Source organism: Streptomyces sp. NPDC096193 (assembly GCF_040302905.1).
Lineage (GTDB): Bacteria > Actinomycetota > Actinomycetes > Streptomycetales > Streptomycetaceae > Streptomyces.
Genome location: NZ_JBEOSJ010000001.1, coordinates 601,039 through 608,471, shown reverse-complemented (window position 1 = coordinate 608,471; position 7,433 = coordinate 601,039). Strand labels below are relative to the sequence as shown.

Genomic DNA, 7,433 nt, shown 5'->3' with positions numbered 1-7,433 from the left:
GCCTTCCTTCCCCGGCACGGACGCGGGCACCATCTCCCGCCGCACCGCATCAACTACTGCGCCAATCTGTGGGCCCTGCGCTCGGTCGGAGGCTGTCCCGCGACAGCTCCCGGCACACCGGTGGGGCCATTCGGCGGTAGCGGCTGCGACGTGCGACGATGTGCGGCATGTCGCAGCAGCCCCCCGTTCGGAGCACCGGCTCTCCACCTGCACGTCCCGATGCGTCCATGTCGCTGCTGACGAACGTGATGGAGCACAGTCTGGACGACGGGTACGCGGAGGCGTCGGCCCGCCGAGCCGCCGAGGGCGGCGGTCTGCCGCGGACGCTGCGTGCCAAGCTGGGACTGGCCGCCGGGCTCGTGCTCGCCGCCCTGGTCGTGACCGTGGGAGCCGCGAATGCGCGGATAGCGGCACCGGTGGTGGCCAAGGAGCGCGAGGAGCTCATCAACCGCATCGACGCGGAGACCTCGGACGCCGACGCACTGGAGCGCAGCGTCGACAAGCTCCGTGACGACGTCGGAGACCGTCAGCGCAAGGCCCTGAAGACCCAGGGCGGCAACCAGGGTGAACTGGTCGCCCTGCTCGCGGGAGCAACCGAGGTCGAGGGTCCGGGCGTCAAGCTCGTCGTCGACGATGCCAAGGGCACCGAGCAGGGTGGTGACGGGCCGCGGGAGGACAGTGGTTTCAACGACACCGGCCGGGTGCGGGACCGTGACATGCAGCGGGTCGTGAACGGGCTCTGGGAATCCGGCGCCGAAGCGGTGGCGATCAACGGGCAGCGGCTGACGGCCCTGTCCGCGATCCGGGCGGCGGGCGACGCCATACTGGTCGACAACAGGCCGCTGGTGCCGCCGTACACGGTGCTCGCGGTGGGGGACGGGAAGAAGCTGAGCACGGCGTTCCAGGACAGTGCGGACGGACAGTACCTGCACGCGCTCCAGGAGAACTTCGGGATCCGTTCCAGCATCTCCACCGAGAGCACGGTGCGTCTTCCGGCTGCTCCGAGCTTGATCGTACGAACAGCAGAGCCGAACACCGCCGACGCCGGGACGGGCAGCGGGCAGGACACGGCTGACACAGGGAAGGGCACATCGTGATCGCCGTACTGGGCCTCGTCGTGGGAGTCGTGGTCGGACTGTTGGTCCGGCCCGAAGTGCCGGCGGTGGTCGAGCCCTATCTGCCGATCGCCGTCGTCGCCGCTCTGGACGCCGTGTTCGGTGGTCTGCGGGCCATGCTGGACGGCATCTTCGTCGACAAGGTCTTCGTCGTCTCCTTCCTCTCGAACGTCGTGGTCGCCGCGCTGATCGTCTTCCTCGGTGACAAGCTGGGCGTCGGCGCGCAGCTTTCCACGGGTGTGGTCGTCGTGCTCGGTATCCGGATCTTCTCCAACGCTGCCGCGATCCGCCGGCATGTGTTCCGGGCGTGAGGCCGATGACCAGCGCAGAGAATCCGCAGGACGGGAACGCACCGGGCCGGAACGCGCAGGACGGGATTCCGCAGGACGGGAACCCGAAGGGCGAGGGCGGCATCAATGAGGGTGTGACAGAAGAGGGTCCGCGCAGCGAGCGGCCGCAGGCCGGGGCGCCGCGGGCCGAACTGCCGCCGGAGACAAGCCCCCAGGGGCAGGGCCGCGACGAACGGACGTGGTCGGCAGAGGAGCCGAACGCCGTACCCGCGGCCGCGTCGAGCCCGGCGGGCGGCGACGGGGCCGGTGAAGAGACCGGTAGGCAGCGGCTGTTGGCCGGGCTCTGGCCGCCGCGTATCACACGTGCTCAACTCACAGTCGCCGTCCTGCTGTTCGTCCTGGGGCTGGGCCTTGCCATCCAGGTGCGCTCCACCAGTGACAACAGTGCGCTGCGCGGAGCCCGTCAGGAGGACCTCGTCCGCATTCTCGACGAGCTCGACAACCGCACCCAGCGGCTGGAGGACGAGAAGCAGCGCCTGGAGGATCAGCGCGCCGAGCTGGAGAACAGTTCGGACCAGGCCGAAGAGGCGCGCAAGCAGACCCAGCAGAAGGAACAGCAGCTGGGCATCCTCGCCGGCACGGTCGCGGCGGAGGGTCCGGGCATCACGCTGACGATCCAGGACAAGTCCGGCACCGTGGAATCGGACATGCTGCTCGACGCGATCCAGGAGCTGCGCGCGGCCGGTGCGGAGGCGATCCAGGTCAACGACATCAGGGTCGTCGCGGATACGCACTTCACGGGCACGGGCGGTGACATCGAGGTCGACGGGAAACGCATTGCCGCTCCGTACGTCTTCAAGGTCATCGGGAAGCCGCAGGATCTCGAGCCGGCCCTGAACATTCCCGGCGGTGTGGTGCAGACCTTGGAGAAGGAGCAGGCCACCGCCACGGTGGTGCGCTCGCAGAAGATCGTCGTGGATGCCTTGCGACCCGCGAAGCGGCCTGACTACGCTCGGTCGTCGGACCAGTGAGGCGGGGGCGCATGGGGTCCGGCGGACCGGGGCAAGAGGTTGCGGGGGGTCGGCACATCGAAGGCGTGCGGTCTGGTGGAAACTGTCTGGTGGGTACGGACGTTGTGAGAATGTCCGGGTCGGCAGGTCTGATCATCGAGGGTTCGTCCTGCCCCACGGGCGGGTCTATTTCGGTCAAGGGGAATCGCCCGTGAAGTTGTTTGGGAAGTTGTTCGGCAAGAGCTCGCGCGAGGACGGCGGCAACGCCAGGCATCGCGCGCCGCGTCATGGCCAGGGTGAGGAGCAGGGCGGCGAGCGGCCGCTCTTCCGGGACGAGGTCTCCGGCCAGGGCGGTGACATTTCGGGCGGTCCGGGCGCGTCGTCTGTTGACCCTGCCGGTCCCGGCCGCATAGGTTTCGGGGAACCAACCTCAAGTACGGGTGGAGGGTTTGCCTCCGACCCGTATGCGACCAATCCCCACGCGGGGCAGCCGCGGCAGGAGGATCCGTCCATGTCGGCCTTGCCGGTTTGTACCAGGTGCGGTCACCGCAATGCCGAATCCAGTCGGTTCTGCTCCAACTGCGGCGCGCCGCTGCGCGGCGGTGCGCCCGCCGAGCGGCCGTCCGAGACGACGTCGACGATCTCCATCTCCGGCCTCGAAGCGTACGACTCCGAGGTGACGGGCCAGACACAGGTCCCGTCGCTGTCCCCGGAGGCCCAGGCGGCGGTCGACGCGCTGCCGCTCGGCTCCGCGCTGCTCGTGGTGCGCCGCGGACCGAACTCCGGAAGCCGCTTTCTGCTGGACGGTGAGCTGACCACTGCCGGCCGTCACCCGCAGAGCGACATCTTCCTCGACGACGTGACCGTGTCGCGGCGCCATGTGGAGTTCCGGCGGGGGCCCGACGGCAGCTTCACGGTGGGGGACGTCGGCAGTCTGAACGGCACCTACGTCAACCGGGAGCGGATCGACTCGGTCCTCCTGGCGAACGGTGACGAGGTCCAGATCGGCAAGTACCGACTGGTCTTCTACGCGAGCCAGAGGGGCCTGTAACCGTCCCCCGGGCACAGTCCGGGGTGACCCCAGGAAGGCACATGCGAACACCGAAGGGCGGTGCCGGTCACGGCACCGCCGCTGCGGCCGAGCGGCTGATGAGCATCGGTACGGTGCTCAGCGGGCTGCGCGACGAGTTCCCCGAAGTCACGATCTCCAAGATCCGGTTCCTCGAGGCGGAAGGGCTCGTCGAGCCGCGGCGCACCCCCTCCGGGTACCGCAAGTTCAGTCCGGAGGACGTCGAGCGTCTGGCGCAGGTGCTGCGGATGCAGCGGGATCACTATCTGCCGCTGAAGGTCATCCGTGAGCATCTCGACGCCGTGGCCCGTGGTGAGCAGGTCCAGCTGCCCGCGCAGAGCACTCCACGCGAGCTGATGGAGGGCGGCGGCCGGGAGGCCGACGCCGAGCGCCGTACCGCCGCCCGGGTGGGCCGTGCGGAGCTGCTGGCCGCCGCCGGGGTGAGCGAGGAGGAGCTGGCCGACTGGGAGTCGTACGGCCTGCTCGGCCGGCACGAGGACGGCGGCTACGACGCCGAGTCGGTGACGGTGGCCAGACTGGTGGCCGATCTGGGCAGATTCGGTCTGGAACCGCGTCATCTGCGGGCCATGAAGGCCGCCGCCGAGCGCGAGGCGGGGCTGGTGGAACAGGTGGTGGCACCCTTGCGGCGGCACCGCAATCCGCAGACCAGAGCCCATGCCGAGGCCACCGTGAAAGAGCTCGCGTCCCTGTCCGTGCGGCTGCATGCGGCGCTGGTGCAGACGGCTCTCGGGGTGCGGCTCCACTGATCATGAACGTGCCCGACTACCCAAACCTGCCGAGCACGTCCTAGGGTTGCTGTGTGAACGAGCTCGACGTTGTGGGTGTCCGGGTCGAAATGCCCTCCAACCAACCGATCGTGCTCCTGCGTGAAGTGGGAGGCGATCGGTACCTCCCCATCTGGATCGGTCCCGGGGAGGCGACCGCCATTGCCTTCGCACAGCAGGGCATGGCTCCTGCCAGGCCGCTGACCCATGACCTCTTCAAGGATGTGCTGGAGGCGGTGGGCCAGGAGCTCACCGAGGTCCGCATCACTGATCTGCGTGAAGGGGTCTTCTACGCGGAGCTGGTCTTCGCCAGCGGAGTGGAGGTGAGCGCGCGTCCGTCCGACGCCATAGCCCTCGCTCTGCGGACCGGTACGCCGATCTTCGGTAGCGACGGTGTGCTGGACGACGCGGGAATCGCGATCCCCGACGAGCAGGAGGACGAGGTGGAGAAGTTCCGCGAGTTCCTCGACCAGATCTCGCCGGAGGACTTCGGGACCAACAGCCAGTGACCGCCCACCGGGGCGGCAGCGGCACATCCGAGCAGCTATTCCCCGAACCGGGGCACGGGAAACCACTCTCAGGGTGATTATCACTCGGCGTGCCGAGTGTGGCGATCGTTGACGCGCCCCTGGTGACTGCCTACCGTCGACATGGCAGGTCAAGGACGGAGGTCGGCGTGGACAGCAGCGGCGACGGTGCGGTGGGGGCCCCCGGACGAGGTCCGGGGGAGAGCGGGCCGTATCCGCTCCACGGGAGTGCGGTCGAACCATCCACGGAGACGGTCGGCTATCGCGGGCCCACCGCGTGTGCGGCAGCCGGCATCACCTATCGGCAGCTCGACTACTGGGCCCGTACCGGCCTGGTCGAGCCCAGTGTCCGTCCGGCGCACGGATCGGGAACCCAGCGCCTCTACAGCTTCCGTGACGTGGTCGTCCTCAAGATCGTGAAGCGTTTCCTGGACACCGGCGTGGCACTGCAGAACATCCGGACCGCCGTACAGCATCTGCGGGCGCGCGGCTTCGCCGACCTCGAGCGGATGACGCTGATGAGCGACGGCGCGACGGTCTACGAGTGTTCCTCGCCGGACGAGGTCGTCGATCTCCTCCAGGGTGGCCAGGGTATCTTCGGGATCGCCGTCGGAGTCGTCTGGCGGGACGTCGAGGCGGCCCTGTCGCAGTTGCACGGCGAGCGGATCGACACGGGCGAGACCCTGGTCGGGCACAACCCGGCCGACGAGCTGGCAAGGCGCCGACGCGACCGGGCGGTCTGAGCACCCGGAAGCGGCCCCGTTGTCAGTGACGTAGGGCAGCATCGGAGATGTGAGATCCGCGCCGACGATCCTGCATCTGGACATGGATGCCTTCTTCGCCGCCGCCGAGCAGGCGGCGAAGCCGAGTCTGCGCGGAAAGCCCGTGATCGTCGGCGGCCTCGGTCCGCGCGGAGTCGTCGCCACCTGCTCGTACGAGGCGAGACGCTTCGGTGTCCATTCGGCGATGCCGATGGCCCAGGCCCGGCGGCTCGCGCCGAACGCCGCGTATCTCGTGCCCCGCTTCTCGCTCTACCGCACGATCAGCGAGCAGGTCATGGAGCTGCTGGGCCGGCTGTCGCCGCTGGTGGAGCCGCTGAGCCTGGACGAGGCCTTTGTGGACCTGGAGGCGGGCGGCGCCGCGGACGACACCGCGTCCGCCAGGGCCACCGGTGAGCGGCTGCGTGCGGCCATCCGTGCCGTCACCGGACTGACCGGCTCGGTCGGCCTGGCCGGGTCCAAGATGCTTGCCAAGATCGCCTCGGAGCAGGCCAAGCCGGACGGCCTGGTGCTCATCGAGCCCGGCACCGAGCGTGAGCTGCTCGGACCGATGTCCGTGCGCACACTGCCGGGCGTGGGCCCGGCCACGGGAGAGCATCTGCGCAGGGCCGGTATGACCATCTGCGCTGATCTGGCCGAGGCGGGCGAGGACGAGCTGGTGCGGCTGCTCGGCAAGGCGCACGGGGCGTCCCTGTTCCGGATGGCGCTCGGGCACGACGACCGGCCCGTCGTGGCCGAGCGGGACACCAAGTCGGTGTCGGTGGAGGACACCTTCGACGTCGATCTGCACGACCGCGTCCGGATCCGGATAGAGGTGGAGAGGCTCGCCGACCGGTGCGTCAACCGGCTGAGGGCCTCGGGGCACTCGGGCCGCACCATCGTGCTGAAGGTCCGGCGGTTCGACTTCTCCACGCTCACCCGCTCCGAGACGCTGCGTGGGCCGACGGACGACCCTGCCGTGGTGCGCGAAGCGGCGGGGAGGCTGCTGGAGTCCGTCGACACCACGGGCGGGGTGCGGCTGCTCGGCGTGGGCGTGACGGGCCTCGCGGACTACACGCAGGAGGATCTCTTCGCGCAGGCCGCGGCCGCCGGGGAACAGAAGGCGGGAGAACCGGCCGACGGCGAGGCGGCGGATGCCGCTGTGCCGCACCGGGAGGAGAAGGCGCCCGAGCCGGAGCCGGAGGCGGCTCTCGCCGAGCGACGCTGGCCCGCGGGCCACGATGTCCGGCATGCCCAGCTGGGGCCGGGATGGGTGCAGGGCAGCGGCATCGGGCGGGTCACGGTCCGGTTCGAGGAGCCGACCTCACCGCCGGGGCGTGTCCGCACCTTCCGGGTGGACGACCCCGACCTGGAACTGTCCGACCCGCTGCCGCTGGTGACTCCCCCCGAGGGGGATCAGTCCTCCTGGCCGGCGACACGGCCGAAGGAGCGGTCGCCGGACGAGGGCGCGGAGGTGTCCGGCGGGGTCGAGAGGTCGAGCCCGTAGTGGTGGTAGAGCTGTAGCTCCTGCTCGGGGGAGAGATGGCGCCCCACTCCGAAATCGGGGGCGTCCTTGATCAACGCGCGTTCGTACGGCACCCGCAGTCCGTTGTCGACGAACTCGCTCGGCTCCAGCGGGACGAAGGCGTCCCTGCTGAAGAGCCCGGTGCGGACGGCCGCCCATTCGGGTACGCCGGTGGCATCGTCGAGATACACCTCGTCCACAGTCCCGATCTTGGCCCCGTTGCGGTCGAACGCCTTGCGGCCGATCAGGCTGCGCGGATCGATGTCGGTCTGCACGGTCCCTCCAAGAGGTCGCAACTGCTCCGTAAATGATACGAAAGTGCACATCGGGGGTGTCGGCCACTTGAGCGATCGA

Annotated in this window: 9 protein-coding genes and 1 pseudogene; 9 read left to right on the top strand and 1 reads right to left on the bottom strand. The window is 69.5% G+C overall.

Annotated features, from left to right (window positions below):
* From ABTX78_RS02790 to ABTX78_RS02750, 9 genes and pseudogenes are all read left to right on the top strand, one after another.
* Positions 1–111 (top strand): annotated as a pseudogene (locus ABTX78_RS02790) (5'-methylthioadenosine phosphorylase); the annotation flags it as partial.
* Positions 112–167: 56 nt separating this feature from the next.
* Positions 168–1,097 carry a DUF881 domain-containing protein gene (locus ABTX78_RS02785; protein WP_352205002.1) on the top strand — a complete coding sequence of 310 codons (930 nt, stop codon included), beginning with the start codon at positions 168–170 and terminating at the stop codon, positions 1,095–1,097.
* Entirely contained in the window at positions 1,094–1,426 is a 333-nt protein-coding gene (locus ABTX78_RS02780) for a small basic family protein (RefSeq protein ID WP_003970459.1), read from the top strand. Before ABTX78_RS02785 ends, ABTX78_RS02780 begins: the two co-directional genes overlap by 4 nt.
* Positions 1,427–1,539: 113 nt before the next feature.
* Entirely contained in the window at positions 1,540–2,436 is an 897-nt protein-coding gene (locus tag ABTX78_RS02775) for a DUF881 domain-containing protein (protein ID WP_352205032.1), read from the top strand.
* Between the two features lie 82 nt (positions 2,437–2,518).
* On the top strand, positions 2,519–3,466 hold the full coding sequence (locus tag ABTX78_RS02770; protein WP_352205031.1) for a double zinc ribbon and FHA domain-containing protein: 948 nt from the start codon (positions 2,519–2,521) through the stop codon (positions 3,464–3,466).
* Positions 3,467–3,507: 41 nt separating this feature from the next.
* The gene (gene ftsR, locus ABTX78_RS02765) at positions 3,508–4,251 is read left to right on the top strand and encodes a transcriptional regulator FtsR (RefSeq protein ID WP_352205001.1); all 744 of its coding nucleotides are present in this window, start codon (positions 3,508–3,510) and stop codon (positions 4,249–4,251) included.
* Between the two features lie 53 nt (positions 4,252–4,304).
* Entirely contained in the window at positions 4,305–4,778 is a 474-nt protein-coding gene (locus ABTX78_RS02760) for a bifunctional nuclease family protein (RefSeq protein WP_005475662.1), read from the top strand.
* A 167-nt stretch (positions 4,779–4,945) separates the two neighbouring features.
* On the top strand, positions 4,946–5,539 hold the full coding sequence (locus tag ABTX78_RS02755; protein WP_352205000.1) for a MerR family transcriptional regulator: 594 nt from the start codon (positions 4,946–4,948) through the stop codon (positions 5,537–5,539).
* Positions 5,540–5,588: 49 nt separating this feature from the next.
* Complete coding sequence (locus ABTX78_RS02750) at positions 5,589–7,061, top strand: DNA polymerase IV (protein ID WP_352204999.1); 1,473 nt, start codon at positions 5,589–5,591, stop codon at positions 7,059–7,061.
* Here ABTX78_RS02750 and ABTX78_RS02745 read toward each other — a convergent pair.
* Positions 6,971–7,405 carry a PRC-barrel domain-containing protein gene (locus ABTX78_RS02745; RefSeq protein WP_352204998.1) on the bottom strand — a complete coding sequence of 145 codons (435 nt, stop codon included), beginning with the start codon at positions 7,403–7,405 and terminating at the stop codon, positions 6,971–6,973. The genes ABTX78_RS02750 and ABTX78_RS02745 overlap by 91 nt on opposite strands.
* Between the last annotated feature and the right edge of the window lie 28 nt (positions 7,406–7,433).

Bases quoted from the DNA above. Each gene is read 5' to 3' on its own strand.
- ABTX78_RS02785 (WP_352205002.1), top strand. From the start codon at position 168: ATGTCGCAGCAGCCCCCCGTTCGGAGCACCGGCTCTCCACCTGCACGT.
- ABTX78_RS02745 (WP_352204998.1), bottom strand. From the start codon at position 7,405: ATGTGCACTTTCGTATCATTTACGGAGCAGTTGCGACCTCTTGGAGGG.
- ftsR (WP_352205001.1), top strand. From the start codon at position 3,508: ATGCGAACACCGAAGGGCGGTGCCGGTCACGGCACCGCCGCTGCGGCC.